The sequence below is a fragment of the Paracoccus sp. N5 genome, from assembly GCF_000371965.1.
Lineage (GTDB): Bacteria > Pseudomonadota > Alphaproteobacteria > Rhodobacterales > Rhodobacteraceae > Paracoccus.
In genome coordinates this window covers 311,504-335,081 of the sequence record NZ_AQUO01000001.1, presented here as the reverse complement: position 1 = coordinate 335,081, position 23,578 = coordinate 311,504, and the positions used below count along the sequence as shown (strand labels likewise).

Genomic DNA, 23,578 nt, shown 5'->3' with positions numbered 1-23,578 from the left:
GCATGACCAGGGTTCCCTATCTGACGCCCGTGCCCGACCCGGACCCCGCGCCGCCGCTGCCGGGGCTGGAGCCGCCCGGCCGCCCTTCCGACCGGGCCGCCGCCCGCGCCGAGGAGGTGCTGGTCGTCGATGTCGAGGGGTTCGAGGGGCCGCTGGACCTGCTGCTGAACCTGTCGCGGATGCAGAAGGTCGATCTGCTGCAGATCTCGGTGCTGGAGCTGGCCGACCAGTACCTGGCATTCGTCGACCAGGCCCGCGCCCTGCGCATCGAACTGGCGGCGGATTACCTGGTCATGGCGGCCTGGCTCGCCTTCCTGAAATCACGGCTGCTCTTGCCACCCGATCCCGAGGCCGAGGGGCCGAGTGCCGAGGAGATGGCCGCGCATCTGGCCTTCCAGCTGGAACGGCTGAACGCCATGCGCGAGGCCGCGGCGCGGCTGATGGCGCGCGACCGGCTGGGACAGGACCGTTTCGCGCGCGGTGCGCCCGAGGTGGTGACGCGCCAGCGCCAGGTCGCCTGGCAGGCCGGGCTCATCGACCTGATGCGGGCCTATGCCCGACTGCGCACCCGCGACGAGTTCCGGCCCTATGCCTTCGACCGCCGCGACGTCTTTACCATGGAGCAGGCGCTGGACCGGGTGCGCGGGCTGATCGGTTTTGCCGGCGACTGGACCGCGCTTGCCGCCTTCCTGCCCGAGGGCTGGGAGACCGATCCGCAGCGCCGCCGCTCGGCCACCGCCGCGACTTTTGCCGCCACGCTGGAACTGGCGCGGCAGGGCCGGCTGGAGATCAGCCAGAGCGCCAGCTTCGCCCCCATCACCATTCGCAGACGCCCGGAATGACCGACGAATCGCTTGATCCGCAACGCTTCCCGCCGCCGCCGCTGCCCGAGCAGGAGCGCATGGTCGAGGCGGTGCTGTTTGCCTCGGCCCATCCGATGAGCCTGCGCGAGATCGCCGCGCGCCTGCCCCGGGGCTGCGACCCGGCCGAGGCGATGCAAAGCCTCTGCGCCCGCTATGAGGGGCGCGGGGTGCAGCTGGCGCGCGTCGGCGATGCCTGGGCCTTTCGCACCGCCGCCGACCTGGGCTTCCTGATGCAGGAAAGCATGGTCGAGAGCCGGCGCCTGTCGCGCGCCGCGACCGAGACGCTGGCGATCATCGCCTATCACCAGCCGGTCACCCGCGCCGAGATCGAGGAGATCCGCGGCGTCGCCGTCAGCAAGGGCACGCTGGACCAGCTGATCGAGCTGGAATGGGTGCGCATCGGCCGGCGCCGGCAGACCCCGGGCCGGCCGGTGACCTTCGTGGTGACCGAGACCTTCCTGGATCATTTCGGGCTGGAAAGCGCCCGCGACCTGCCGGGGCTGGCCGAGCTGCGGGCGGCCGGGCTGCTGGAATCGCGCCCGCAGGCCGCACTTGCGCCCACGCTGTTCCGGGACGAGGATGCTGACGCGGACGAGCCCGTGGCCTTGGCCGACGACCTGTTCGAAGATGAATGAAAACAAGGCATAGCGCCATGAACATGAACCAGCTTGTCAATATGCTGACGCGGATGGTTTCGAATCGCCTGCTGAACTGGGGTGTTCGCCGTTTGAACGCACCGAAACCCGGCGAGCGGCAGACGCCGCAGCAGAAAAGCCGCGAGAAGGCGGCGCGCGAGGCGGTGAAGCGGGCGCGCCAGGCGGCGCGGATCACCCGGCGGATGCGGTAGCGGGGGCGCTGCCCCCGTCCCTGCGGGACTCCCCCGGGATATTTCGGCAAGAAAGAAGCTCAGGCGAACTGCTTGGCGAGCTTCAGCCCCTGGCCCTGGTAGTTCGAGGCGATGCCGCTGCCATAGAGCCGGTCGGGGCGGGCCGCCATGCGTTCGTAGACCAGGCGGCCGACGGTCTGGCCATGCTCGAGCGCGAAGGGGGCTTCGTGGCAGCGCACCTCGAGCACGCCGCGCGCGCCCTGGCCCGGGCCGTGGCCGAAGCCGGGGTCGAAGAAGCCGGCGTAATGCACGCGGAATTCGCCGACCATGGCGAGATAGGGCGCCATTTCGGCGGCGTAATCGGGCGGGATCGCCACCGCTTCGCGGCTGACGAGGATGTAGAAGGCACCGGGGTCGAGGATCAGCTGGCCGTCGCTGGTGCGCAGTTCGTCCCAGAAGTCGCGGGCGCGATAGGCGCCGATGCGGTCGAGGTCGATGACGCCGCTATGCGGGCGGGCGCGATAGCCGACCAGGTCGCCGGACTCGGGCCGCAGGTCGACCGAGAAGCCCAGGCCGTCGTCGATCAGCGCCTGGCCGCTGACCAGCGGCTCGCGGGCGTGCAATTCCTGCAGCTCGGCGTCCGAGAGCACCGCCTGGCCCTGGCGCAGCCGCAGCTGGTTCAGCCGCATGCCGGGCCGGACCAGGACCGAGTAGCTGCGCGGGCAGATCTCGGCGTAGATCGGGCCGTCGTAGCCCGGCGGCAGGCGGTCGAATTCGGTGCCCTCGTCGGTGACGAGGCGGGTCAGCAGGTCCAGCCGGCCGGTCGAGCTTTTCGCATTGGCGACCGCGTCGAGGCCATGCGGCAGCGACAGCCGTTCCATCAGCGGCACCAGGTAGACGCAGCCCTTTTCCAGCACGGCGCCGTCGGTCAGGTCCATGCGGTGCATCTCGAAATCCGCCAGCCGGTCGCTGACCTTGCGGCCCTGGCCGGCCAGGAACGAGGCGCGCAGCCGCCAGGCGGTCGCGCCCAGCCGCAGGTCGAGGCTGGCAGGCTGGATCTGCTCGGGCAGGATCGGGCTTTCGGCGCGGATGGCGCCGGAATCGATCAGCTGGCGCAGGCGGGAATCGGGCAGGACACCGTTCAAGGCAAACCCTTTCGGCAAAAGGAAACGCCCACCCCCGCAAAGGGATGGGCGTTTTCGGAATGGTCGGGCCGGCGAGATTCGAACTCGCGGCCTTCCGCCCCCCAGACGGACGCGCTAACCAGGCTGCGCCACGGCCCGACGAGGGGCATATAGAGCGAAGCGGGCGGCCAGCACAAGGGGCCAAGCGCGGAAATCTGGTCGGGAAATTCGATTGTTGCAGCATGCGGCGACAAGGGATGCGCTGCCATGCGCTCAGCGCGGGTCGCGCAGCGCCATGCGCAGCTGTCGGGCCCGGTCGGGCAGGGCGCGGCCCTGCAACTCCTGCCGGCGCAGCCGGGCGGCGGCGGTGACGAGGCGGGCCAGCCAGTCGGGCGCGGCGGCGGGCCGCTCGAACAGCGGCAGGGATTCGGCAGGCCTGGATGCGCGGCGCGGCGGGCGCGTCGATTCGGGCGCTGCGGGCGCGGCCGGGGGGGCCACGTCCTGTCTCTCGCCCAGCCGCGCGGCACCGATCTCGCGCAGGCCCAGGCCGCGATCCGCCGCGATCAGGCGGCGGGCACCGCGGATGCTGAGCCCTTCCTCGCGCATGACCTGGCACAGGCCCGCGGCCAGCCGCACGTCGTCGGGGCGATAATAGCGGCGGCCGTCGGCGCGCTTGACCGGGGCCAGTTGCGGGAATTGCGATTCCCAATAGCGCAGCACATGCGGCGCGACGCCCACGAGGCGCGAGACCTCTCCGATGGATCGGAAGGCGTCGGGCGACTTGCTCATCAGCCCTTGCGCCTGTTCCCCGCCGCGACGCGGTCCTTCATCAGATGCGAGGGCCGGAAGGACAGCACCCGGCGCGGGGTGATCGGCACTTCCTCGCCGGTCTTGGGATTGCGGCCGACGCGCTCGTTCTTGTCGCGCACCGAAAACGTGCCGAAGGACGAGATCTTGACCTGTTCGCCGCGCACCAGCGCGTCCGAAACATGGCCGAGCACGCTTTCGACGAGTTGGGCCGATTCGTGGCGGGACAGACCCACCTCACGGAACACGGCTTCGGCCAGGTCCATGCGGGTCAGGGTAGAGTCGCTCATCTCGGAAACCTCATGAATGCTGTGCAGGATGAGTTCTTTAGGATGCCGAGTCAACAACCGGCGCTTCGATTCCGTTCCCGCATGCCGGATTTTGTTCCGCGTTATTCGCGCCTTACCGGCAAGACCCCGCGCATTCCCTGCGCGCATGGGCTTGGAGGGCGGGGTTTTGCTTCCTATCTTTGCAGCGTAACCCGGGACGGAGCGGCAGACATGGCGGGCGGTTGGGCACGCGACGAGGCGGTCAACGAGCAGATCGACATCTCGACCCAGGAGGCGATCGAGCGGATGCGCGCGCGCAACGCCCATCGCGCCCTGGGCGACAGCGCCGAATTCTGCGACGAATGCGATGAGCCGATTCCCGAGGCCCGGCGACAGGCGATTCCCGGCGTGCGGCTGTGCGTCTCCTGCCAGTCGGGGCGCGACAAGGCGTTCCGTCCGGCGGCGGGGATCAATCGGCGCGGGTCCAAGGATTCGCAGTTGAAATAACGGCTTGCGCTGGGGCTTCGGCGCCGAGCGATAGCCTTAAATATCTATCACCTTTGTCGTGAAATTTTCCGCAGGTTGTGCTAGGCTGCGATCATGGCGCAGCAACCCGCTGCCGGTTTCATGGGAGGCATGAGATGACCAGCAAATGGAAGCGCAAGCTGAAACGGGCGCTGATCGAGGAACGGCAGAAGCTGAAGGGCGCCGCCGGCGTGCTGGACGACAGCGCGGCGAACAGCCGGTCCGCATGACATTCATGGCAAGGCGGCAGGCGGCGGGGGAACCCGCCGTTTCCGCATTTACCAGCGCAGCACGGCCGAGCCCCAGGCCAGGCCGCCGCCGATGGCCTCGACCACCAGCAGGTCGCCGGGCTTGAAACGGCCCTGCGCATCGGCGACCGACAGCGCCAGCGGGATCGAGGCGGCCGAGGTATTGCCATGGTCCGCGACGGTCAGCACCACCTTCTGCATCGGCAGGTGCATGCGCTTGGCGGTGGCCTCGATGATGCGCAGATTGGCCTGGTGCGGCACCAGCCAATCCACCTGCTCGGGCGTGATCCCGGCCTTGTCCAGCGCGCGATGCGCGGTGTCGGCCAGTTTCTCGACCGCGTGGCGGAACACCAGGTTGCCCTGCATGCGCAGATATCCGGCGGTGCCGGTCGAGGCGACGCCGCCGTCGACATAGAGCAGATCGCGATACTGCCCGTCGCTGTTCAGGTCGGTGGCGAGGATGCCGCGGTCCTGCGCGGTGCCGGCGCCCTCGGCGGCCTCCAGCACAACGGCGCCGGCGCCGTCGCCGAACAGCACGCAGGTGCCGCGGTCGGTCCAGTCCATGATGCGGCTGAAGGTCTCGGCGCCGATGACCAGCACCCGCTCGGCCAGGCCGGCGCGGATCATCGCGTCGGCATTGGCCAGCGCATAGACGAAGCCGGCGCAGACCGCCTGCAGGTCATAGGCGAAGCCTTGGCGCATGCCCAGCCCAGCCTGCACCATGGTCGCGACCGAGGGGAAGGTCAGGTCGGGAGTCGAGGTCGCGACGATCACCGCGTCGATGTCCTGTGCCGCCAGCCCGGCCCTGTCCAGCGCCGCGCGGGCAGCAAGGATGCCGAGATCGCTGGTGCGCTGGCCCTCGGCCGCGAAATGGCGCCGCTCGATGCCGGTGCGGGCGCGGATCCATTCGTCGCTGGTGTCCAGCTTGTCCTCGAACCAGCTGTTCTCGACCACCCGTTCGGGCAGGTAGTGGCCGGTTCCCCGGACGATCGCTCGCCGCATCAGGACGCTCCCTCGGTTGGCGCGGCGCCATCGGTCTCGGCGCCGGCATGGATCTGGGCGAGGCGCGCCGCCAGCCGGTCCTGGAAGCCGGATTGCGCCAGTTGGAAGGCCAGCTTGACCGCCGCCGAAACCCCGGTCGCATCGGCCGAGCCATGCGATTTCACCACGGTTCCGTTCAGGCCCAGGAAGACGCCGCCGTTGACGCGGCGCGGGTCGATGCGCTTTTGCAGCCGCTTCAGCGAGCCCATCGCCAGCAGTGCCGCGAATTTCGACAGCACGGACTTGCCGAAGGCTTCCTTGAGCAGGTCGCCGACCAGCTTGGCGGTGCCCTCGCCGGTCTTCAGCGCGACATTGCCGGTGAAGCCGTCGGTGACGATCACATCCACCCGGTCCGAGGGCAGATCGCCGCCCTCGACGAAGCCGACATAGTCGAAATTCGCCGTCTTTGCCGAGGCGGGCATCAGCTCATGCGCCTGTTTCAGCTCGGGGCGGCCCTTGTGTTCCTCGGTCCCGACGTTCAGCAGCCCGACGCGCGGCCGGGCAAGGCCCAGGCCGTTGCGGGCATAGGCGGCGCCCATCAGCGCATAGGCCAGCAGGTCCTGCGCATCGGCGCGGATGTCGGCGCCCACGTCCAGCATGACGTTGAAGCCCTGCGGATTGCGCGAGGGCCAGAGGCAGGCGATGGCCGGCCGGTTGACGCCGGGCAGCTTGCGCAGCCGGATCATCGACATCGCCATCAGCGCGCCGGTATTGCCGCAGGAGACGGCGGCCGTGGCCTCGCCCTGCCGCACAGATTCGAGCGTCGACCACATCGAGGTGCCTTCGCCCTTGCGCAGCACCTGGCTGGGCTTGTCGCCCATGGTCACCACGCCGGGGGCGTCGCGGATGTCGCAACGCAGGGCAAGCCCGGGCCGGCGGGCGACCAGGGCTTCCAGTTCGGCGCCGGGGCCGTGCAGGATGAAACGGATATCGGGGTTCTTCTCGGCGCTTTCGGCAATGCCGGCGACCACCACGGAAGGTCCGCGATCGCCGCCCATTGCATCAACCGAGATCACCACGCCCCCGGTCTCCGGGGTGCGCGGCAGCGTCGTGGAGCCTGCCGAGACCATATCCGCGGTCAGTCCGCTCAGGCCGCGTCTTCGTCCAGGTCGACCTCATTGGCCTGCGCCACGACCTCGCGGTCGGCGTAATGGCCGCAGGAGGGGCAGACGTGATGCGGGCGCTTCAGCTCGCCGCAGTTGCTGCATTCGTTCGGGTTGCCGGCGACCAGCGCGTCGTGCGAGCGGCGCATGTTGCGGCGGGACCGGGTAACTCGGTTCTGAGGGACGGCCATGTCTCAACCTCAAGTGGTTCGGGGGGCAACCCGACTGGGCGGCCCCGGATTCTGATTTCGTTTCTGGGGCGGGCATAGGCCAAGAGCGCGTGAACCGCAAGGCGCGAAACAAGTCTGGCGCACGGGGGCAACGGTCCGGGTGATGCCCCGCCGGTCGGATGAAGCGCGGAAAATAGCGGCTTTCCCGGTTTTCGCAAGGGAAAACTTGGGTGGGCAGGAAGAAAGCGCCGCCGTGCGGCGCTGCCTCCGGCGGGGTATTTGGAAAACGGTGAAAGCGGGCGGCGGCGGCCCGCAGCGGCGCCGGCCCGGGGTGCGGGCCGGCGCGACGGACTCAGCGGCCCAGCTTGGCGTGGACTTCGTCCAGGTCGACTTCGTGCCTGGGATATTTGTTGTCGGGATCGTCGAAGTCATATTTGAAGAGCTGGAAGTCCTTCTTGTAGATCTCCCAGACCAGGTGGCGCGACAGGTCGTCGAAATAGTCGCTGATCCTGTGCGCGCGCTTGGGGCCGTGGCCTTCCGATTCGTTGAACTTGGGCACGTCGTTCACGTCGAGCTTGACCGGCGTCGGCGCGGCGTCCAGCACCTTCTGCATGCCCTCGTTGAACTTCTCGGTGAAGAAGATCTGGTCGTAGCGGCCGCCGTTCACGATGAAGGTCGAGATATGGCCCGACATGGCCGACCAGTGGATGTCCGGCTCCATCGGCCGGCGCCAGCGGATGGTGTCGCGTGCGAACAGCAGGAAGCGGCGGAAGCTGGCGATCTGGTCGAACTCGAAGCCGTTCTCGGGGCTGCCGACGTCGATGCCGTAGCGCTGGATCAGCTGCGGCACCAGGTTGCCGCGATAGCGCTTGCCGTTCCTCTGGATGCCGGCGATCTTGTCGAAGAACGAGGACAGGATGCGGCCATAGGGGTTCCTGACGCAGGTGAAGGTCAGCGCCTCATGCGCCTTGACCGATTTCTCGATCAGCGGCTGGCTGGCCTCCTGGTTCCACTTGTGCAGGCCCTCGGTGGAATCGTGGATGTCGCCGTCGAAATAGCGGCCGTGGTCGGAATAGAACATGATCTGCCCGATCGACGAACAGGCGCATTTCGGCACCACGCGATAGACCATGCTACCGCTTTCGGTCATCCAAGTTCCTGGGAAGCCCATTCCGTGCCTTTCCTGTTCACATTGCCGCGCCCGCTGCGGGCCGGGTGCGGGCCGGGTTGCCGGCCCGGTCAAAATCGGTAAGGACACAAAGCAAATCACCGGCAGAGATTCAACCTGCTGTAGAGCGTTCCGGGCGCGAACCGGGAAGATGGGATAGAGAATGGCGCGGATTGCCTTCATTCTGCTTTGCCACAAGGATCCGAAGGGGGTCATCGCGCAGGCCAAGCGCCTGACCGCGACCGGCGACTATGTCTCGATCCATTTCGACGGCCGCGCCAATCCGAAGGATTTCGACGCCATCCGCGCGGCGCTGGCCGACAATCCGTCCGTGGTCTTCGCGCAGCGCCGCTGGAAATGCGGCTGGGGCGAGTGGTCGCTGGTCGGCGCCACGCTGGAGGCCGTGCGCTCGGCCGTGGCGGCCTTTCCGCTGGCGACGCATTTCTACATGCTCTCGGGCGATTGCATGCCGATCAAGTCGGCCGAATACGCCCGCGCCTTCCTCGACGCCGAGGACTGCGACTATATCGAGAGCTTCGACTTCTTCGAATCGGACTGGATCAAGACCGGCTTCAAGGAAGAGCGGCTGATCTATCGCCACTGGTTCAACGAACGCACGCGGAAATGGCTGTTCTACGCCAGCTACGACCTGCAGAAGCGATTCGGCCTGACCCGCAGCATCCCGGCCGACATCCAGGTCATGATCGGCTCGCAATGGTGGTGCCTGCGCCGCCAGACCGTCGAGAAGGTGCTGGAGTTCTGCGCCGCGCGCGCCGATGTCATGCGATTCTTCGCCACGACCTGGATCCCGGACGAGACCTTCTTCCAGACCATCGTGCCCCATGTCGTGCCGCGAAAGCAGATCCGTTCGCGGACGCTGACCTATCTGGTCTTTACCGATTACGGCATGCCGGTGACCTTCTACAACGATCAGTATGACCTGCTGATGGGCCAGGACTCCCTGTTCGCGCGCAAGATCTCGCCCGAGGCGATCCGGCTGCGCGAAAGGCTGGGGGCGCTCTGGGCGGCGACCGGGGTGCATTTCCCGATCTCGAACGAGGCGACCGGGCTCTTCCGCTTCCTGACCGGGCAGGGCCGGGTCGGGCGCCGCTTCGGCCAGCGCTTCTGGGAGGCCGAGGGCAGCCTGGGCCGCAACAACACGCTGCTGCTGGTGGTCTCGAAGAAATGGCATGTGGCCAAGCGCCTGACCGCGCAGATCCGGGCCGGGACGACGATCCCGGCGGTGGATTTCCTGTTCAACGAGCTCGAGGCGCATCTGCCCGACCTGGGCGGGGTCGAGACCACGCTGGAAAAGCGCGACCGGCACCGCCGCGCGCTGATCCGGCTGCTGTTCGAGAATTTCGAGTCGAACCAGCTGGTGATCTGCCTCGACCCCTCGGCGCTGCACCTGATCCAGGACCTGATGGCCGACAAGGCCGACACGCGGCTGTTGCTGATCGATTCGGATTTCGACGACGACTACCTGCGCGGCCATATCGGCCGGGTCGGCCTGGCCGGGGCGCAGACCGCGCCCGAGGTGATCGAGCGGCTGCTGCCCACGGTGCGCGCCGACCTGGAGCACGAGGCCGAGCGGCTGCGCGACATGGATTTCCCCGGCTTTCACGCCATCGCCCCCTGGCGCAGCCCCGAGGAGAACGCCGTCCACCTGGCCCGATTCCTCGACCTGCTGCCCGAGGCCGCGCTGACGCTGGCCAGAACCCCGCATCTGTTCACCGACTGAGGAGACGAGAACATGCCGGCCTATGACCCGCAGAACATCTTTGCCCGCATCCTGCGCGGCGAGATCCCGAACGACACCGTGCTGGAGACCGAGCACACGCTGGTCTTCCGCGACATCCGCCCGCAGGCGCCGGTGCATGTGCTGGCGATCCCGCGCGGCGCCTATGTCAGCTACGACGATTTCGCCGCCAATGCCTCGGACGCCGAGATCGTCGATTTCCACCGCGCCATCGCCCGCGTGGTGCGCGAGCTGGGCGTGGACTTGGACGGCGGCGCCGGCTTCCGCGCCATCACCAATGCCGGGCCGGACGGCGTGCAGGAGGTGCCGCATTTCCACATGCATATCCTGGGCGGCCGGCCGATGGGACGCATGGTCTCGGCCGGCTGAGGCGCTTCAGCGCGAGGTCAGCTGGACGAAGACGTCTTCCAGGTCCGGCGCCTCGACCGCGACGTCGCGGATGGCGAGGCCCGCGTCGCGCAGCGCGTCGATGAGCCGGTCGGCGGCGATGCGCGAGGGCACATAGCTTAGGGCGAGGCGGCCGTCGGCGCGGCGTTCGGCCCGCACGCCCTCGGGCAGGGCGGGCAGGGCGCGGCTCTCGCCGGTGTCCACGATCAGCGTCTTGGAATCGGCGCGGCCGAGCAGGGCGGCGGTCGGTTCGGACAGGATCAGCGCGCCGCGGTCGATGATGGCGATGCGGTCGCACATCTGCTCGGCTTCCTCGAGGTAATGCGTGGTCAGGATGATGGTCATGCCCTGGTCGTTCAGCCGCCGCACGTTGCGCCACAGCATCTCGCGCAGCTGGATGTCCACGCCGGCGGTCGGCTCGTCCAGCACCAGGATCTGCGGGCGATGCACCAGCGCCTTGGCCAGCAAGAGCCGCCGCTTCATGCCGCCCGACAGGTGGCGCGAATAGCTTTCCGCCTGGTCGGTCAGCCCGACCAGTTCCAGCAGCTCGTCCGTCCAGCGCTCGCGCTTCGGCACGCCATAGAGCCCGGCCTGCACCTCGAGGCTGGCGCGGGGCGACAGGAACGGGTCGATGTTCAGTTCCTGCGGCATGACGCCGATGGCGGCGCGGGACTGGCGCGGGTTCACGTCCTGGTCGAAGCCCCAGATCGTCACCCGGCCCGCGGTCTTGCGCACCAGCCCGGCCATGATGTTGATCGTGGTCGACTTGCCGGCGCCGTTCGGACCCAGCAGGCCGAAGATCGAGCCGGCGGGAATCGCCAGGTCCAGCCCCTTGAGCGCATGTTTCGCCGGCGCCTTGCCGGCGGCGGCATAGGTCTTGGTCAGGCCCGTGATTTCGATGGCGTTCGGACTGCTTGCGGGGGCTGGCATCGGCTCTTCGCGTTCATTATGATTGCCGCCGGTTTAACCGCGTTTGTCGTCAAAGCTCAAGGAACCGCCATGACCATCCCGGCCCCCGAGATCCAGACCGTCACCCGCTGGAAGGTCGCCTGCGACGGCGACGAGGCGCGGGGCCTGGGCCATCCGCGCGTCTGGCTGGCCATTCCGCAGGACAGCGGCTGGGTCGAATGCGGCTATTGCGACAAGCGCTTCGTCATCGACCGCGCCCACGCCCACGACGATCACTGACCCTGCGCCATGGCGGGCCTTGTCCGGGGACGGCGCGGTTGCCGGCCTCCGGCGGGGGTATTTGTGAAACAGTGAAGGCGGGGGCGGTCTTGGCCCGGTCGGCGCTTCGTGGCATCAAGGGGCCTTGGACGCTGGCAGAAGGATGGGGCGCAGATGACGGACGTATTCGGCAAGGGCCATCACCTGCATCTGATCGACGGCTCGGCCTTCATCTTTCGCGCCTATCACGCGCTGCCGCCCCTGACGCGGCGCTCGGACGGGCTGCCGATCGGGGCGGTCGCCGGCTTCTGCAACATGCTGTGGAAATATATCCAGGACGGCTCGGGCTCGGACCAGCCGACCCATGCGGCGGTGATCTTCGACCATAGCGCCAAGACCTTCCGCAACGACATCTATCCGCTCTACAAGGCGAACCGGCCCGAGCCGCCCGAGGATCTGCGGCCGCAGTTTCCCCTGACCCGCGAGGCGACGCGGGCCTTCAACATCGCCTGCATCGAGACCGAGGGCTATGAGGCCGACGACATCATCGCGGCGCTGTCCTGCCGGGCACGCGATGCCGGCGGGCGCGTCACCATTATCAGCAGCGACAAGGACCTGATGCAGCTGGTCGGCGGCGGGGTCGAGATGATGGACCCGATCAAGGGCAAGCCCATCGGCCCCGACGAGGTGCGCGAGAAATTCGGCGTCGGGCCCGAGCGGGTGATCGACGTCCAGGCCCTGGCCGGCGATTCCATCGACAACGTGCCGGGGGCGCCCGGGATCGGCATCAAGACCGCCGCGCAGCTGATCGAGGAATATGGCGACCTGGAGAGCCTGCTGGCGCGCGCGGGTGAGATCAGGCAGCCCAAGCGTCGCCAGACCCTGATCGACCATGCCGAGCAGATCCGCATCTCGAAGCGGCTGGTCGAGCTGGATTGCGACACGCCGCTGGACTTCACGCTGGAAAGCCTGTCGATCCGGGCGCCCGAGGCGCAGGCGCTGCTGGAATTCCTGCAGCGGATGGAGTTCCGCACCCTGGTCAATCGCGTGGCCGAGAAGCTGGGGGCCGCGGTGCCGGCCGCGCCCGAGATTGCGGTGGCGCCCGTCACGGGGCCGGCGGCGCGGGAATTGCCGGCCATCGACCGCAGCCGCTACGAGGTCATCCGCGACGAGGCGGCGCTGGCCGCCTGGCTGGACGGCATCGCCGAGACCGGCATCGTCGCGGTCGATACCGAGACCACCGGGCTTGACGAGATGGCGGCCGATCTGGTCGGGGTTTCGCTTTGCACCGGGCCGGGGCGGGCCTGCTATATCCCGCTGGGCCATGTCGGCGAGGGCGCGACGGGCGACCTGTTCGGCGGACCGGTGCTGGCCGAGTGTCAGATCCCCGCCGACCGGGCGCTGGCGCTGCTGAAGCCGGTGCTGGAGGATGATGCCACCCTGAAGATCGGCCAGAACATCAAGTATGACGTCAAGATCTTCGCCCGGCTGGGCATCGCCATGGCGCCGGTCGAGGACACCATGCTGATGTCCTATGCGCTGAATGCCGGCACCCACAACCACGGCATGGACGAGTTGGCGCAGACCTACCTGGGCCACAGCTGCGTGCCGATCAAGGACCTGATCGGCTCGGGCAAGGCGCAGATCGGCTTCCAGCAGGTCGCCATCGACAGGGCCGCCGAATATGCCGCCGAGGATGCCGAGGTGACCTGGCGGCTCTGGCATCATTTCCGTCCGCAGCTGGCGCGCGAGCGGGTGGCGAGCGCCTATGAGCGGCTGGAGCGGCCGATGGTGCCGGTGCTGGCCGGGATGGAGATGGCCGGCATCCGCATCGACGCCGACCACCTGCGCCGCATGTCGAGCGCCTTTGCGCAGAAGATGGCGGCGCTGGAGGCCGAGATCCACGCCTTGGCCGGCGGGCCCTTCAACGTCGGCAGCCCCAAGCAGCTGGGCGAGATCCTGTTCGACCGCATGGGGCTCTCTGGCGGCAAGCAGGGCAAGACCGGCGCCTTCTCGACCAGCGCCGAGGTGCTGGAGGACCTGGCGGCCGAGGGCCACGACCTGCCCTCGCGCGTGCTGGACTGGCGGGCGATCTCGAAGCTGAAATCGACCTATACCGATGCGCTGCCGCTGCATGTGAACGCGGCGACCGGGCGGGTCCATACCTGCTATTCCATCGCCGGCGCCCAGACCGGGCGGCTGGCCTCGACCGATCCGAACCTGCAGAACATTCCGGTCAGGACCGAGGAGGGCCGGCGCATCCGCGAGGCCTTCATCGCCGCCGAGGGGCACCGGCTGGTCAGCCTGGACTACAGCCAGATCGAGCTGCGGATCCTCGCGCATGTCGCGGCGATCCCGGCGCTGAAACAGGCCTTCCGCGACGGCATCGACATCCACGCCATGACCGCGAGCCAGATGTTCGGCGTGCCGGTCGAAGGCATGGATCCGATGATCCGCCGCCGCGCCAAGGCGATCAATTTCGGGGTGATCTACGGCATTTCCGGCTTCGGCCTGTCGCGCAACCTGCGCATTCCGCGCGCCGAGGCGCAGGCCTTCATCGACACCTATTTCGAGCGTTTCCCCGAGATTCGCGCCTATATGGACCGCACCGTGGCCGAGGCCAAGCAGGACGGATTCGTGCGCACGCTGTTCGGGCGGCGCATCAACACGCCGGGCATCAACCTCAGCGGCCCTTCGGCCGGCGGTGCCCGGCGCGCGGCGATCAATGCACCGATCCAAGGTGCGGCGGCCGACATCATCCGGCGCGCCATGATCCGCATGCCCGAGGCCATCGCGCATCTGCCGGCGCGAATGCTCTTGCAGGTGCATGACGAACTGGTCTTCGAGGTCGAGGAGGGTGCGGTGGACGCGCTGATCGCGGTGGCGCGCGGCGTCATGCAGGGCGCGGCCGAGCCGGCCGTGCGCCTGGACGTGCCGCTGATCGTCGATGCCGGGCAGGGGGCGAGCTGGGCCGAGGCGCATTGAGGCGCGGCTGCGCTTGTGGCGCGGCTGCTTGGGTATTTGCAGAGCAAAGAAGCCGAGGCCTCAGATCGCGCCGGAATGGCCCGAGGCGGCCATGTCGTAGCCGTCGAACATGCGGGCGATCATCCGGGTCAGCGGCCGGCCCTCGGGCGTGATGCTGAGGCCGGCCGCGTCGCATTGGACCATCTCGCCGAAACGCTCGGCCACCGGGGCGAAGAGGCGGGCGAGGCTTTCGGCATCGAAGCCATGGCCGGCGAATTCCTGCGCGTCGATGCGGAAGTCGCACATCAGCGCCTCGATCATGCGGGCGCGCCAGCGGTCCTCGGCGCTGAAGACATGGCCGCGCGTGGTGGGGAAGCGGCCGGCGCGGACATGGCCCAGATAGGCGCCGGTCGCCGGCGCGTTCTGGGCATAGCCCTGCGGGAAGCGCGAGATCGACGAGGCGCCAAGCCCGACCAGCACCTCGGCCCGGTCGTCGGTATAGCCCTGGAAGTTGCGCCGCAGCAGCCCGGCCTTTTGCGCCGTGGCCAGCCCGTCGCCGGGGCGGGCGAAATGGTCGATGCCGATCTCGTCATAGCTGTCGGCCAGGAACAGCGCCCGGGCGGTCTCGAAGAGCTTGAGCCGGCCATGCGGGTCGGGCAGCGATTCCGAGGGGATCATGACCTGGCGCTTGGCCATCCAAGGCACATGCGCATAGCCGTAGAGCGCCACCCGGTCCGGCGACAGCGCCAGGAGCTTCTGCACCGATTCGGCGATGCGGCGCGGATCCTGTTCGGGCAGGCCATAGAGGATGTCGGCGTTCAGGCTGGCGACGCCGCGGTCGCGGATCATGTCCACGGCGCGCTTGGTCAGCTCGAAACTCTGCTCGCGGCCGATGATGCGCTGGATCTCGGGGTCGAAGTCCTGCACCCCGATCGAGGCCCGGGTCAGGCCCGATTCGGCCAGGGCGTCCATGCGGGGCTCGTCGATCTCGTTCGGGTCGATCTCGACCGAGAATTCGGCGCCCTCGGCCAGCGGGAAGGCGGCGCGGACGGCCTGGGCCAGGTCGCGCATCATGTCGGGCTGCATCAGCGTCGGCGTGCCGCCGCCCCAATGCAGCCGCGACAGCTGCACGCCGCGAGGCAGCGCGGCGCGCAGCGTCTCGAGCTCGGTCAGCAGCGCCTGGACATAGGCGCGCACCGGCGCATCCGACTGCGTGCCCTGGGTGCGGCAGGCGCAGAACCAGCACAGCCGCCGGCAGAACGGCACATGCATGTAGAGCGAGATCGCCGCGCCTTCGGGAATCGCATCCAGCCAGCGGCCGAATTCGGCCCCGTTCACGGCGGGGGTGAAATGGGGTGCCGTGGGGTAGCTCGTGTAGCGGGGGACCCGCGCGTCAAACAGTCCCAGGCGTTCAAGTTGCGATTGCTGTGTCATGACGCTATCCTTGGCCCAGAACACGCGCCAGGACATTGACCCAGATCAACATGCCACACGACGCCGCCCTTGTTGCGACGCAGCAGCCCTGCCACATCTGCCCGATCAAGGAACGGGCGGTGTGTTCGCATTGCGGCGGCGATGAGCTTTCCGAGCTGGAGAGCATGAAATACTATCGCCGCTTCGAGGCCGGGCAGGTGGTGGTCTGGGCCGGCGACCGGCTGGATTTCGTGGGTTCCGTGGTGTCCGGCATGGCCGGGCTGACCCAGCAGCTCGAGGATGGTCGCACGCAGATGGTGGGGCTTCTGCTGCCCAGCGATTTCCTGGGCCGGCCGGGGCGCGATGTCGCGGCCTATACCGTGACCGCGACCAGCGACCTGCTGTTGTGCTGCTTTCGCCGCAAGCCCTTCGAGAAGCTGCTGATCGACATTCCGCGCATCGCCGGCCGGCTGCTGGAGATGACGCTGGACGAGCTTGACGCCGCCCGCGACTGGCTCTTGCTGCTGGGCCGCAAGTCGGCGCGCGAGAAGATCGCCTCGCTGCTGGTGATCCTGGCGCGGCGCGAGGCGGCGCTGATCAAGCGCCGGCCCGAGGGGCGCATCGCCATCGAACTGCCGCTGACCCGCGAGGCCATGGCCGATTATCTGGGACTGACGCTGGAGACCGTCAGCCGGCAGATGAGCGCCCTGAAGCGCGAGGGGGTGATCGAGCTAGACGGCAAGCGCCGGGTCATCGTGCCCTCGTTCCAGCGCCTGGTCCTGGAAAGCGGCGACGATTCGGACGGCGGCCCCCTGAGCTGAGGCGGGCAATGCCCCCCGGCAGGGCGGGGGGCGCCGCGGATCAGCGCGCCATCAGCACCGGCACCTCGGCCTTTTCCAGCATGTTGCGCGTCGCGCCGCCCAGGATCGCCTGGCGGAAGCGCGAATGGCCATAGGCACCCATGACCAGCATGTCGGCGCCGATCTCGGTCACGCGCCGGTTCAGGATGTCGCTGACCTGGGGCAGGGTGCGCGCCAGCACCGAGATCTCGGCCCGCACGCCATGCCGGGTCAGCATCTGGCACAGCGCCCCGCCGGGGTCCGAGCGCTCCGGGCCGTTGGGCGAAGGGTCGATCACGGTGATCTCGACGCATTCGGCGGCGACCAGCAGCGGCAGGGCGCGGCGCACGGCGGCCAGGGCCTCGTTCGACTGGTTCCAGGCGATGACGATGCGCTTGCCGAAGGGCTCGGTCAGCTGGTGCGGCACGATCAGCACCGGGGCCGAGCCCTCGAACAGCGCCGCCTCGGTGATCGCCTCGGCATCGGGGGTCGCGCCGGGACCATAGGGCCGGTTCAGCACCACCAGGTCGGAATAGCGCGCGCGCATGCCGACCAGCGTCGACATGCCGCCGACCTGGGCCACGGCGGAATCGACCGACCAGCGCACGTCCTCGGCATTCAGCCGCTCGCGCACCTTCTGCTCCAGGTCGCTGGCGGCGGCCATGGCCTTGTCGATGGATTCCTGGAACACATAGGCCGAGGCGCCGGCATAGTAATAGCCGCTTTGCGTATGGTCGACGCCCATGCAGAAGATGTCGAGATGCGCATCCTCGCGCCGGGTCATGGCAAGCGCCGCGTCCAACTGCTCGTGCTGGCCGGTTTCGGTCAGGACGGTCAGGATGGTCTTGTATCCCATGGGCAGTCTCCTTTTTGGCAGTTGGTCCCGGGCGCCGGCTTCCCGGAAGGGAATCAAGGGCCTGGCCGGCGCTGGCGTGGCTATCCTGTCCGGTCAGGAGGCGATTTTACACCCCTTGCGAACGAAACGATTGATGCAGATCAAAGTGTCACGAAACCGTGCGCCTGTAGAAGAGGGGTGTCGAGGCCGAAATTCCAGCGCAGGCGCGGGTGATTCGCGGCCGCCGGCAAAGGATGAAGGACAGGAAAGTCATGTTGGATACCATCAAGCTGATCGCGCTGGGGGTGATCGCGGTTCTGGCCGCCCTCGCCGCCAATTACGCGCGACCCGATGATCCCGCCTATCTGGTGAACGCGCTGATCGTGATGCTGGCGGCCGGGTTCATGTTCGTGCGGGTGCTGCGCCAGATGGGCAACGAGCAGCCGCTGCTCGACCCGCACCCGGAAAGCGAATACATGGACGGCGTGGTCCGGGCCGGGGTCGTCGCCACCGCCTTCTGGGGCGTGGTCGGCTTCCTGGTCGGCGTGGTCATCGCCTTCCAACTGGCCTTCCCGGCGCTGAACCTCAGCGACTTCACCATGGGCTACACGAACTTCGGCAAGCTGCGGCCGCTGCATACCAGCGCGGTGATCTTCGCCTTTGGCGGCAACGCGCTGATCGCGACCTCGTTCTATGTCGTCCAGCGCACCTCGGCGGCCAGGCTCTGGGGCGGCAATGCCGCCTGGTTCGTGTTCTGGGGCTACAACCTGTTCATCGTCCTGGCCGCGACCGGCTATATCCTGGGCGCCACCCAGTCCAAGGAATATGCCGAGCCGGAATGGTATGTCGACTGGTGGCTGACGCTGGTCTGGGTCGTCTATCTCGCGGTGTTCCTGGGCACGATCCTGAAGCGCAAGGAACCGCATATCTACGTGGCGAACTGGTTCTACCTGTCCTTCATCGTCACCATCGCCATGCTGCATATCGTCAACAACCTGTCGGTGCCGGTCAGCTTCCTAGGCTCGAAATCGGTGCAGGTGTTCTCGGGCGTGCAGGACGGCATGGTGCAATGGTGGTATGGCCACAACGCCGTGGGCTTCTTCCTGACCGCCGGCTTCCTGGGCATGATGTATTACTTCATCCCCAAGCAGGCCGAGCGTCCGGTCTACAGCTACAAGCTGTCCATCATCCACTTCTGGGCGCTGATCTTTCTGTATATCTGGGCCGGTCCGCACCATCTGCACTATACCGCGCTGCCCGACTGGGCCTCGACGCTGGGCATGGTGTTTTCGATCATCCTGTGGATGCCCAGCTGGGGCGGCATGATCAACGGGCTGATGACGCTGTCGGGCGCCTGGGACAAGCTGCGCACCGATCCGATCATCCGCATGATGGTGGTGGCCGTCGGCTTCTACGGCATGGCGACCTTCGAAGGGCCGATGATGTCGATCAAGGCGGTCAACTCGCTGTCGCACTATACCGACTGGACCATCGGCCATGTGCATTCCGGCGCCCTGGGCTGGAACGGCATGATCACCTTCGGCGCGCTCTACTACCTGACGCCGCGCCTGTGGGGCCGCGAGCGGCTGTATTCGACGGGCCTGGTCAGCTGGCACTTCTGGCTCGCCACCATCGGCCTGGTGCTCTACGCCGCCTCGATGTGGGTCTCGGGCATCATGGAAGGGCTGATGTGGCGCGAGGTCGACGCCCAGGGCTTCCTGGTCAACGCCTTCGCCGACACCGTGGCCGCCAAGTTCCCGATGAACGTGGTGCGTGGCCTGGGGGGTGTGCTCTATCTCAGCGGCGCGCTGATCATGTGCTACAACCTGTGGGCCACCGTCGCCAAGCAACCCAAGACCGCAACCACCGCCGTCGCGGTTCCGGCAGAGTAAGGGCGCATCATGGCAATCCTTGAAAAACACAAGGTCCTGGAAAAGAACGCCACGCTGCTGCTGGTCTTTTCCTTCCTGGTCGTCACCATCGGCGGCATCGTCGAGATCGCGCCGCTGTTCTATCTGCAGAACACCATCGAGAAGGTGACGGGCATGCGGCCCTATACGCCCTTGGAGCTGAAGGGCCGGGACATCTATGTCCGCGAGGGCTGCTATGTCTGCCACAGCCAGATGATCCGCCCGATGCGCGACGAGGTCGAACGCTATGGCCACTACAGCCTGGCGGCCGAATCGATGTACGACCATCCGTTCCAATGGGGGTCGAAACGCACCGGGCCGGACCTGGCCCGGGTGGGCGGGCGCTATTCGGACGAATGGCATATCGACCACCTGACCAACCCGCAGGCGGTGGTGCCGGAATCGATCATGCCGAAATACGGCTTCCTGCATGACCGCATCATCGACGCCTCGAACATGCAGGACCGGCTGAAGACCGACGCGCTGGTCGGCGTGCCCTACAGCGAGGAGATGGTGACGAATGCCGCCGCCGACTTCCGCGCCCAGGCCGATCCCGACGCGGATGCCTCGGGGCTGGAGGAACGCTATCCGGGCGCCTTGCAGCGCAACTACGACCGCCGCGCCGGCGTGTCGGAAATGGACGCCCTGATCGCCTATCTGCAGGTGCTGGGCACGATGGTCGACTTCTCGACCTTCGAGCCCGACCCGAACCGCTGAGGTCCGCCATGGAGATCTATTCCTTCCTGCGCGAACTGGCCGACAGCTGGGTGCTGCTGTCCCTGGTGCTGTTCTTCCTGGGGGCGATCGCCTTCGTGCTCAGGCCCGGCTCGCGCCGGCTGCACCGCGATGCCGCGGAAAGCATTTTCCGTAACGAGACGAGTCCCGCCACGGCGGGCGAGAAGGAGGTCGAGTGATGGCCGACACCGACGACGAGCACACCAGCCCCCAGAACCCCGACAACCGGATCGAACTGGAACGCATGGCCGCGGACGAGGAGAACAAGGCGCAGATCGCCGCGCATCCGCCCGTGGGGCCCGACGGCCGGCCGCTGCACCGCCCGGCCGGCAGCACCCGCGTGGTGCGCGACCGCAAGGGCGTGCGCAAGGTGGTCGAGGTGCCCTCGACCGGCCATAGCTGGGACGGGATCGAGGAATACGACAACCCGCTGCCGCGCTGGTGGCTGTGGTCCTTCTATGCCACCATCGTCTGGGGCCTGGCCTATGTCGTGGCCTATCCGGCCATCCCGCTGCTGAACGGCGCGACCCAGGGCGTGCTGGGCACCACCTATCGCAGCGATGTCGCGGCCGAGATCCAGCGCTTCAAGGACGCCAACGCCCCGATCCAGGCCAAGCTGGTCGAGACACCGCTGGACCAGGTCGCCGCCGATCCGGACCTGGCGAACTATACCGCCAATGCCGGCGCCGCGATCTTCCGCACCTGGTGCGCGCAGTGCCACGGCTCGGGCGCGGGCGGCAATCCGGGCTATCCGACGCTTCTGGACAACGACTGGCTGTGGGGCGGCACGCTGGACGACATCCACACCACCGTCCAGCACGGCATCCGCGATCCCAAGGACGAGGAGACCCGCTATTCCGAAATGCCGAAATTCGGCACCGACGAATTGCTGGACAACAGCCAGATCGCCCAGGTGGTGAACTATGTGCTGGAACTGGGCGGGCAGCCGCATGACGCGGATCTCGCGGCCGAGGGCGCGACGGTCTTTGCCGACAACTGCACCGCCTGCCATGCCGAGGACGGCACCGGCGACCGGGCGCAGGGCGCGCCGGACCTGACCGACGCGGTCTGGCTCTATGGCTCGGACCCGGCGACGATCACCCGCATCGTCCACGACGGCCCCTTCGGTGTCATGCCGGCCTGGAACGGCCGGCTGTCCGAGGCGGACATCCGCGCCGTCGCATCCTATGTGCACGGTCTGGGCGGCGGCGAATAGCGCCCAGACAAGCATCCCGAATCCGTGGCCGGGCAACCGGCCCCGGAGGCACCGGCCCCCCGTCCTGTTCGCGCGTTTCCAGGGGGGCCGGTGTTTTTCATCAAACGCGAATCCTCCGGGGCGGCGCAAGTCGCCTTCGCGCATGTCCGTGGCCATGATGCGACAATGCGGCCCATGCCGGCCGCTGCCCGGCCTGTGTATAACCCGCCCAGCCCCGCGCTTGACGCAGATCAATGCGCCCCCGCGGCCAGGGCCTATACCCAAGCCACGCGCAACAGGAGCCAATCATGTCGCAATCCGACATCGACCCGCCACGTCTTTATGCCGCCCGCGAGCCGATCTTTCCGCGCCGGGTGCAGGGCACCTTTCGCAACCTGAAATGGATCATCATGGCGGTGACGCTGGGGATCTATTACCTCACGCCCTGGATCCGCTGGGACCGCGGCCCCAGCCTGCCCGACCAGGCGGTGCTGGTCGATCTGGCAAACCGCCGCTTCTATTTCTTCTGGATCGAGATCTGGCCGCATGAATTCTATTTCGTCGCGGGGCTTCTGGTCATGGCGGGGCTGGGGCTGTTTCTGTTCACCTCGGCGCTGGGGCGGGTCTGGTGCGGCTATGCCTGTCCGCAGACGGTCTGGACCGACCTGTTCATCCTGACCGAGCGCTGGGTCGAGGGCGACCGCAATGCCCGCGTCCGGCTGTGGAACGAACCCTGGAGCGCCAGGAAGCTGCGGCTGCGGCTGTCGAAATGGACCATCTGGCTGGTGATCGCGGCGCTGACCGGCGGCGCCTGGGTGTTCTATTTCACCGATGCGCCGACGCTTCTGGGCAACCTGCTGACCGGCCAGGCGCATCCGGTGGCCTATATCACCATCGCGACCATGACCGCGACGACTTTCCTGTTCGGCGGCTTCGCCCGCGAACAGATCTGCATCTATGCCTGCCCCTGGCCGCGCATCCAGGCCGCGATGATGGACGAGGACACGCTGACCGTCGCCTATCGCGACTGGCGCGGCGAGGAACGCGGCAAGATCCACAAGGGCGAGCTGACCCGCTCGGACGGCGGCACCAAGGGCGATTGCATCGACTGCATGGCCTGCGTCAACGTCTGCCCGATGGGCATCGACATCCGCGACGGCCAGCAGATGGAATGCATCACCTGCGCTTTGTGCATCGACGCCTGCGACGACGTGATGGACAGGATCGGCAAGCCGCGCGGGCTGATCGACTACATGGCGCTGCGCGACGAGACCGCCGAGCGCGCCGGCGGCCAGCCCAAGCCGCTGATGAAGCACATCCTGCGGCCGCGCACGATCCTGTATTTCACGCTCTGGGCCGGGATCGGTGCTGCGCTGGTCGTGGCGCTGTTCATGCGCTCGCCGCTGGACCTCAACGTGACGCCGGTGCGCAATCCGCTCTATGTCACCATGGCCGATGGCGCGATCCGCAACACCTATGCGCTGCGGCTGCGCAACAAGCAGGCCGAGGCGCATGACTTCACGCTTTCGGTCGCCGGTCCCGGCGGCGGCGCGCCGGCGGGCACCCAGGTCTCGCTGGAGGGCCAGCCCGATGGCCGGGTCAGCGTCGCCGCCGACAGCACCCAGACCCAGCGCGTCTATATCACCGCCGAAAAGGGCTCGGCCTTGGCCGAGGGCGGCCAGGCGGAGTTGACGCTGTGGGTCGAGGATGCCACCGATGGCGTCAGGGCCAGCATCGACACGGTCTTTCACGGAAGGAGCGAATGATGGCGCGCGAACTGACCGGCCGGCATGTGCTGCTGATTACCCTTGCGGCCTTCGGCACCATCATCGCGGTCAATGTCTTCATGGCCGTCAAGGCGGTGGGCACCTTTCCGGGGCTCGAGGTCAAGAACAGCTATGTCGCCTCGCAGACCTTCGACCGCGAGCGCGCGGCGCAGCAGGCGCTGGACTGGACCGTGACGCCCGATTACGACGGACGCGAGCTGGTGCTGGTGATCCGCGACGCCCAGGGCAATCCGGCCCCCGTCAAGACGCTGGATGTCACCATCGGCCGCCCGACCCATGTGCGCGAGGACCAGCACCCGACCTTCGCCTATGCCGGCGGGCTGTTTCGCGCGCCGTTGCATCTGGCGCCGGGGCTGTGGAACATCCACCTGGTGGCGACGGCGCCCGACGGCACGGTGTTTCGCCAGCGCATCGACCACTACCATGGCAACCGGGTGAACTGA

General features: G+C 67.7%; 25 protein-coding genes and 1 tRNA gene. 15 read left to right on the top strand and 11 right to left on the bottom strand.

What is annotated here, in order from left to right; all coding sequences use genetic code 11:
- The first annotated feature begins 2 nt into the window (after positions 1 to 2).
- Genes PARN5_RS0101655 through PARN5_RS0101645 form a run of 3 tightly spaced genes read left to right on the top strand, consistent with a single transcriptional unit; the run spans position 3 to position 1,710 of the window.
- Complete coding sequence (locus PARN5_RS0101655; protein ID WP_017998065.1) at positions 3 to 842, top strand: ScpA family protein; 840 nt, start codon at positions 3 to 5, stop codon at positions 840 to 842.
- Positions 839 to 1,498: an SMC-Scp complex subunit ScpB gene (gene scpB, locus PARN5_RS0101650; RefSeq protein ID WP_017998064.1), complete on the top strand. Its 660-nt coding sequence runs from the start codon at positions 839 to 841 to the stop codon at positions 1,496 to 1,498. The genes PARN5_RS0101655 and scpB overlap by 4 nt, the downstream gene beginning before the upstream one ends.
- Before the next feature lie 17 nt (positions 1,499 to 1,515).
- The gene (locus PARN5_RS0101645) at positions 1,516 to 1,710 is read left to right on the top strand and encodes a hypothetical protein (protein WP_017998063.1); all 195 of its coding nucleotides are present in this window, start codon (positions 1,516 to 1,518) and stop codon (positions 1,708 to 1,710) included.
- Positions 1,711 to 1,769: 59 nt separating this feature from the next.
- Here PARN5_RS0101645 and PARN5_RS0101640 read toward each other — a convergent pair whose 3' ends face one another.
- From PARN5_RS0101640 to ihfA, 4 genes are all read right to left on the bottom strand, one after another.
- Positions 1,770 to 2,834 carry a 2'-deoxycytidine 5'-triphosphate deaminase gene (locus tag PARN5_RS0101640; protein WP_017998062.1) on the bottom strand — a complete coding sequence of 355 codons (1,065 nt, stop codon included), beginning with the start codon at positions 2,832 to 2,834 and terminating at the stop codon, positions 1,770 to 1,772.
- 60 nt (positions 2,835 to 2,894) lie between these two features.
- Positions 2,895 to 2,972: transfer RNA gene (locus tag PARN5_RS0101635), tRNA-Pro, on the bottom strand.
- A 114-nt stretch (positions 2,973 to 3,086) separates the two neighbouring features.
- Entirely contained in the window at positions 3,087 to 3,602 is a 516-nt protein-coding gene (locus PARN5_RS0101630) for a MerR family transcriptional regulator (protein ID WP_017998061.1), read from the bottom strand.
- Positions 3,602 to 3,910 carry an integration host factor subunit alpha gene (ihfA, locus tag PARN5_RS0101625; RefSeq protein WP_017998060.1) on the bottom strand — a complete coding sequence of 103 codons (309 nt, stop codon included), beginning with the start codon at positions 3,908 to 3,910 and terminating at the stop codon, positions 3,602 to 3,604. The genes PARN5_RS0101630 and ihfA overlap by 1 nt, the downstream gene beginning before the upstream one ends.
- Before the next feature lie 210 nt (positions 3,911 to 4,120).
- Here ihfA and PARN5_RS0101620 point away from each other — a divergent pair, with 210 nt between their 5' ends.
- A complete protein-coding gene (locus PARN5_RS0101620) occupies positions 4,121 to 4,396 on the top strand; it encodes a DksA/TraR family C4-type zinc finger protein (RefSeq protein ID WP_017998059.1) in 276 nt (91 codons plus the stop codon).
- 296 nt (positions 4,397 to 4,692) lie between these two features.
- Here PARN5_RS0101620 and PARN5_RS0101610 read toward each other — a convergent pair whose 3' ends face one another.
- From PARN5_RS0101610 to PARN5_RS0101595, 4 genes are all read right to left on the bottom strand, one after another.
- The gene (locus PARN5_RS0101610) at positions 4,693 to 5,664 is read right to left on the bottom strand and encodes a beta-ketoacyl-ACP synthase III (protein WP_017998057.1); all 972 of its coding nucleotides are present in this window, start codon (positions 5,662 to 5,664) and stop codon (positions 4,693 to 4,695) included.
- On the bottom strand, positions 5,664 to 6,773 hold the full coding sequence (gene plsX / locus PARN5_RS0101605) for a phosphate acyltransferase PlsX (RefSeq protein ID WP_017998056.1): 1,110 nt from the start codon (positions 6,771 to 6,773) through the stop codon (positions 5,664 to 5,666). Before plsX ends, PARN5_RS0101610 begins: the two co-directional genes overlap by 1 nt.
- Before the next feature lie 17 nt (positions 6,774 to 6,790).
- Positions 6,791 to 6,997, bottom strand: coding sequence for a 50S ribosomal protein L32 (gene rpmF / locus PARN5_RS0101600; RefSeq protein WP_011748153.1), 207 nt, complete (start codon positions 6,995 to 6,997; stop codon positions 6,791 to 6,793).
- A 331-nt stretch (positions 6,998 to 7,328) separates the two neighbouring features.
- Positions 7,329 to 8,147 carry a sulfotransferase family protein gene (locus PARN5_RS0101595; protein WP_026155097.1) on the bottom strand — a complete coding sequence of 273 codons (819 nt, stop codon included), beginning with the start codon at positions 8,145 to 8,147 and terminating at the stop codon, positions 7,329 to 7,331.
- Between the two features lie 160 nt (positions 8,148 to 8,307).
- Here PARN5_RS0101595 and PARN5_RS0101590 point away from each other — a divergent pair, with 160 nt between their 5' ends.
- A complete protein-coding gene (locus PARN5_RS0101590) occupies positions 8,308 to 9,885 on the top strand; it encodes a DUF5928 domain-containing protein (protein WP_017998053.1) in 1,578 nt (525 codons plus the stop codon).
- A 12-nt stretch (positions 9,886 to 9,897) separates the two neighbouring features.
- Positions 9,898 to 10,272, top strand: a complete 375-nt coding sequence (locus PARN5_RS0101585; RefSeq protein WP_017998052.1) for an HIT domain-containing protein — start codon at positions 9,898 to 9,900, stop codon at positions 10,270 to 10,272.
- Positions 10,273 to 10,278: 6 nt separating this feature from the next.
- On the opposite strand, the gene PARN5_RS0101580 is transcribed toward PARN5_RS0101585, so the two are convergent.
- The gene (locus PARN5_RS0101580; RefSeq protein WP_017998051.1) at positions 10,279 to 11,220 is read right to left on the bottom strand and encodes an ABC transporter ATP-binding protein; all 942 of its coding nucleotides are present in this window, start codon (positions 11,218 to 11,220) and stop codon (positions 10,279 to 10,281) included.
- 69 nt (positions 11,221 to 11,289) lie between these two features.
- On the opposite strand from PARN5_RS0101580, the gene PARN5_RS0101575 reads away from it, so the two are divergent.
- Together PARN5_RS0101575 and polA are read left to right on the top strand one after the other, a co-directional pair.
- Positions 11,290 to 11,478, top strand: a complete 189-nt coding sequence (locus PARN5_RS0101575; protein ID WP_017998050.1) for a zinc-finger domain-containing protein — start codon at positions 11,290 to 11,292, stop codon at positions 11,476 to 11,478.
- 153 nt (positions 11,479 to 11,631) lie between these two features.
- Positions 11,632 to 14,442, top strand: a complete 2,811-nt coding sequence (gene polA / locus PARN5_RS0101570; protein WP_017998049.1) for a DNA polymerase I — start codon at positions 11,632 to 11,634, stop codon at positions 14,440 to 14,442.
- A gap of 60 nt (positions 14,443 to 14,502) precedes the next feature.
- Here polA and hemN read toward each other — a convergent pair whose 3' ends face one another.
- Positions 14,503 to 15,855 (bottom strand): oxygen-independent coproporphyrinogen III oxidase, encoded by a 1,353-nt coding sequence (gene hemN, locus PARN5_RS0101565; RefSeq protein WP_026155096.1) that lies wholly within the window; start codon positions 15,853 to 15,855, stop codon positions 14,503 to 14,505.
- A 50-nt stretch (positions 15,856 to 15,905) separates the two neighbouring features.
- Here hemN and PARN5_RS0101560 point away from each other — a divergent pair, with 50 nt between their 5' ends.
- Entirely contained in the window at positions 15,906 to 16,655 is a 750-nt protein-coding gene (locus PARN5_RS0101560; protein WP_026155095.1) for a Crp/Fnr family transcriptional regulator, read from the top strand.
- Between the two features lie 40 nt (positions 16,656 to 16,695).
- Here the strand turns inward: PARN5_RS0101560 and PARN5_RS0101555 are convergent, their stop codons facing one another.
- Positions 16,696 to 17,529 carry a universal stress protein gene (locus PARN5_RS0101555; protein ID WP_017998046.1) on the bottom strand — a complete coding sequence of 278 codons (834 nt, stop codon included), beginning with the start codon at positions 17,527 to 17,529 and terminating at the stop codon, positions 16,696 to 16,698.
- Positions 17,530 to 17,780: 251 nt separating this feature from the next.
- On the opposite strand from PARN5_RS0101555, the gene ccoN reads away from it, so the two are divergent.
- The 6 genes from ccoN (at position 17,781) to PARN5_RS0101525 (ending at position 23,578) form a co-directional block, all read left to right on the top strand.
- A complete protein-coding gene (gene ccoN / locus PARN5_RS0101550) occupies positions 17,781 to 19,400 on the top strand; it encodes a cytochrome-c oxidase, cbb3-type subunit I (protein WP_017998045.1) in 1,620 nt (539 codons plus the stop codon).
- Between the two features lie 9 nt (positions 19,401 to 19,409).
- Positions 19,410 to 20,135: a cytochrome-c oxidase, cbb3-type subunit II gene (ccoO, locus tag PARN5_RS0101545; protein ID WP_017998044.1), complete on the top strand. Its 726-nt coding sequence runs from the start codon at positions 19,410 to 19,412 to the stop codon at positions 20,133 to 20,135.
- An 8-nt stretch (positions 20,136 to 20,143) separates the two neighbouring features.
- Entirely contained in the window at positions 20,144 to 20,332 is a 189-nt protein-coding gene (locus PARN5_RS0101540) for a CcoQ/FixQ family Cbb3-type cytochrome c oxidase assembly chaperone (RefSeq protein WP_017998043.1), read from the top strand.
- Positions 20,332 to 21,369 carry a cytochrome-c oxidase, cbb3-type subunit III gene (ccoP, locus tag PARN5_RS0101535; protein ID WP_017998042.1) on the top strand — a complete coding sequence of 346 codons (1,038 nt, stop codon included), beginning with the start codon at positions 20,332 to 20,334 and terminating at the stop codon, positions 21,367 to 21,369. The genes PARN5_RS0101540 and ccoP overlap by 1 nt, the downstream gene beginning before the upstream one ends.
- 287 nt (positions 21,370 to 21,656) lie before the next feature.
- A complete protein-coding gene (gene ccoG / locus PARN5_RS0101530; RefSeq protein WP_017998041.1) occupies positions 21,657 to 23,114 on the top strand; it encodes a cytochrome c oxidase accessory protein CcoG in 1,458 nt (485 codons plus the stop codon).
- Positions 23,114 to 23,578, top strand: a complete 465-nt coding sequence (locus PARN5_RS0101525; protein WP_026155093.1) for a FixH family protein — start codon at positions 23,114 to 23,116, stop codon at positions 23,576 to 23,578. Before ccoG ends, PARN5_RS0101525 begins: the two co-directional genes overlap by 1 nt.

What these genes read in the sequence shown, in the direction of transcription:
- PARN5_RS0101655 (WP_017998065.1), top strand. Translation starts at nt 3, where the DNA reads ATGACCAGGGTTCCCTATCTGACGCCCGTGCCCGACCCGGACCCCGCG.
- scpB (WP_017998064.1), top strand. Translation starts at nt 839, where the DNA reads ATGACCGACGAATCGCTTGATCCGCAACGCTTCCCGCCGCCGCCGCTG.
- PARN5_RS0101645 (WP_017998063.1), top strand. Translation starts at nt 1,516, where the DNA reads ATGAACATGAACCAGCTTGTCAATATGCTGACGCGGATGGTTTCGAAT.
- PARN5_RS0101630 (WP_017998061.1), bottom strand. Translation starts at nt 3,602, where the DNA reads ATGAGCAAGTCGCCCGACGCCTTCCGATCCATCGGAGAGGTCTCGCGC.
- ihfA (WP_017998060.1), bottom strand. Translation starts at nt 3,910, where the DNA reads ATGAGCGACTCTACCCTGACCCGCATGGACCTGGCCGAAGCCGTGTTC.
- PARN5_RS0101620 (WP_017998059.1), top strand. Translation starts at nt 4,121, where the DNA reads ATGGCGGGCGGTTGGGCACGCGACGAGGCGGTCAACGAGCAGATCGAC.
- PARN5_RS0101610 (WP_017998057.1), bottom strand. Translation starts at nt 5,664, where the DNA reads ATGCGGCGAGCGATCGTCCGGGGAACCGGCCACTACCTGCCCGAACGG.
- plsX (WP_017998056.1), bottom strand. Translation starts at nt 6,773, where the DNA reads ATGGTCTCGGCAGGCTCCACGACGCTGCCGCGCACCCCGGAGACCGGG.
- rpmF (WP_011748153.1), bottom strand. Translation starts at nt 6,997, where the DNA reads ATGGCCGTCCCTCAGAACCGAGTTACCCGGTCCCGCCGCAACATGCGC.
- PARN5_RS0101595 (WP_026155097.1), bottom strand. Translation starts at nt 8,147, where the DNA reads ATGGGCTTCCCAGGAACTTGGATGACCGAAAGCGGTAGCATGGTCTAT.
- PARN5_RS0101590 (WP_017998053.1), top strand. Translation starts at nt 8,308, where the DNA reads ATGGCGCGGATTGCCTTCATTCTGCTTTGCCACAAGGATCCGAAGGGG.
- PARN5_RS0101585 (WP_017998052.1), top strand. Translation starts at nt 9,898, where the DNA reads ATGCCGGCCTATGACCCGCAGAACATCTTTGCCCGCATCCTGCGCGGC.
- PARN5_RS0101580 (WP_017998051.1), bottom strand. Translation starts at nt 11,220, where the DNA reads ATGCCAGCCCCCGCAAGCAGTCCGAACGCCATCGAAATCACGGGCCTG.
- PARN5_RS0101575 (WP_017998050.1), top strand. Translation starts at nt 11,290, where the DNA reads ATGACCATCCCGGCCCCCGAGATCCAGACCGTCACCCGCTGGAAGGTC.
- polA (WP_017998049.1), top strand. Translation starts at nt 11,632, where the DNA reads ATGACGGACGTATTCGGCAAGGGCCATCACCTGCATCTGATCGACGGC.
- hemN (WP_026155096.1), bottom strand. Translation starts at nt 15,855, where the DNA reads ATGACACAGCAATCGCAACTTGAACGCCTGGGACTGTTTGACGCGCGG.
- PARN5_RS0101560 (WP_026155095.1), top strand. Translation starts at nt 15,906, where the DNA reads ATGCCACACGACGCCGCCCTTGTTGCGACGCAGCAGCCCTGCCACATC.
- PARN5_RS0101555 (WP_017998046.1), bottom strand. Translation starts at nt 17,529, where the DNA reads ATGGGATACAAGACCATCCTGACCGTCCTGACCGAAACCGGCCAGCAC.
- ccoN (WP_017998045.1), top strand. Translation starts at nt 17,781, where the DNA reads ATGTTGGATACCATCAAGCTGATCGCGCTGGGGGTGATCGCGGTTCTG.
- ccoO (WP_017998044.1), top strand. Translation starts at nt 19,410, where the DNA reads ATGGCAATCCTTGAAAAACACAAGGTCCTGGAAAAGAACGCCACGCTG.
- PARN5_RS0101540 (WP_017998043.1), top strand. Translation starts at nt 20,144, where the DNA reads ATGGAGATCTATTCCTTCCTGCGCGAACTGGCCGACAGCTGGGTGCTG.
- ccoP (WP_017998042.1), top strand. Translation starts at nt 20,332, where the DNA reads ATGGCCGACACCGACGACGAGCACACCAGCCCCCAGAACCCCGACAAC.
- ccoG (WP_017998041.1), top strand. Translation starts at nt 21,657, where the DNA reads ATGTCGCAATCCGACATCGACCCGCCACGTCTTTATGCCGCCCGCGAG.
- PARN5_RS0101525 (WP_026155093.1), top strand. Translation starts at nt 23,114, where the DNA reads ATGGCGCGCGAACTGACCGGCCGGCATGTGCTGCTGATTACCCTTGCG.